Consider the following 1,666-nt stretch of genomic DNA (forward strand, 5'->3'; position numbering starts at 1 on the left):
CCGGCGGCACCCTGACGGTGCACGATGTCGACAGCGGCGAGGCGGTGTTCCAGGCGGTGGCGGCGGCGGCGCTGACCGGCACCTACGGCAATTTCACCTTCGACAGCGTCACCGGAACCTGGACCTATGCGCTGGTCCACGGCCAGGCGGACAGCCTGAAGGCAGGACAGGTGGTGCACGACACGCTGACGGTGGTATCGGCCGACGGCACGGCGTCGCAGCTTATCGACGTCACCATCACCGGCACCAACGATACGCCGGTCATCACCGCGCAGGATCTCATCGGCGCGGTCGCCGAGCAGGTCATTCCGGCCGGCAATCTGTCCGACAGCGGCACCATCGGCTTCACCGACGTCGACCTCGCTGACGTGCATCTGGTTTCGGCGACCGGCACCCCGATCGGCACCACGCTGGGCACGCTGACCGCGGTCAAGAACAGCGACACCACCGGCACCGGCACCGGTGGCCTGCTGACCTGGACCTATACGGTTGCGGATTCCGCGGTTGAGTATCTTGCCGCCGGCCAGACCAAGGTCGAGAGCTTCACGATCACGCTCAATGACCAGCACGGCGGCCTGATTACCAAACAGATCGATGTCACCATCACCGGCACCAACGATGCCGCGGTGGTTTCCGGTACGTCGAGCGGCACCGTGGTGGAGGCCGGCGGCGTCGCCAACGGCACGCCCGGCACACCAACCGCCACCGGCACGCTGACCGACACCGACGTCGACAACACGCCCAATACCTTCATCGCGGCGGCAGCCGGATCGGCGACCGACCAGGGCTACGGCACCTACCAGATGACCGCGGCCGGTGTCTGGACCTACACGCTCAACAATTCCAACGCCGCGGTGCAGGCGCTCAACGTCAACCAGCATCTGACCGATACCTTCACCGTCCGTACCGCGGATGGCACCGCGAAGGTCGTCACCGTCACCATCAACGGCAGCAATGACGCCGCGGTGATCTCCGGTAAGTCGAGCGGCAGCGTCGAGGTCGCCGACGACGGCCCCGGCAGTGGCAAGCTGACCGATACCGGCACGCTGACCGACACCGACGTCGACAACACCCCCAATACCTTCATCGCGGCGGCGGCCGGAACGGCGACCGACCACGGCTACGGTACCTATCAGATGACCGCGGCCGGCGTCTGGACCTACACGCTCAACAGTTCCAACGCCGCGGTGCGGGCGCTCGAGGAAGGCCACCATCTGACCGATACCTTCACCGTCCGTACCGTGGACGGTACCGCGAAGGTCGTCACCGTCACCATCAATGATCTTGATCCGCCGGTCACCCGCCCGGCGGGCGTGGCCGGTTCGGCGATCAACCTCGGTCTTGCCGCCGCTCCCCCCGACCCGGGAAGTCTCGTCACGGTAACTATTGCCAACCTTCCCTCCGACTGGAGCTTGAAGGGAGGCGTTCAGGTTGACGCCCATACCTGGACGATCCAGACCAGCGATGTGCAATCTCTGAGCGTAACCACGTCATCCGCCAGCCTCGGTGCCGTGCTGCTGGAAGTTTCGGAGAGCTGGACCAAACCCGATGGCGGGATAGCCTCGGTGGTGCTTTCTGACAATGTGGAATCGTACGCGGTCGGCTCGCCAATCTTCGTTTTGCCGGCAGACGACTATCTGACGGCAAGCGGGGGATCCGATCTGTT

Annotated in this window: 1 protein-coding gene; it reads left to right on the plus strand. The window is 65.2% G+C overall.

Translation table 11 applies throughout. The features are described from left to right. A partial coding sequence (locus WCE35_RS11115) for a VCBS domain-containing protein (protein ID WP_424593386.1) occupies nucleotides 1-1,666 on the plus strand: 1,666 nt, incomplete at both ends.

Source organism: Bradyrhizobium sp. (assembly GCF_049691595.1).
Classification (GTDB): domain Bacteria; phylum Pseudomonadota; class Alphaproteobacteria; order Rhizobiales; family Xanthobacteraceae; genus Bradyrhizobium.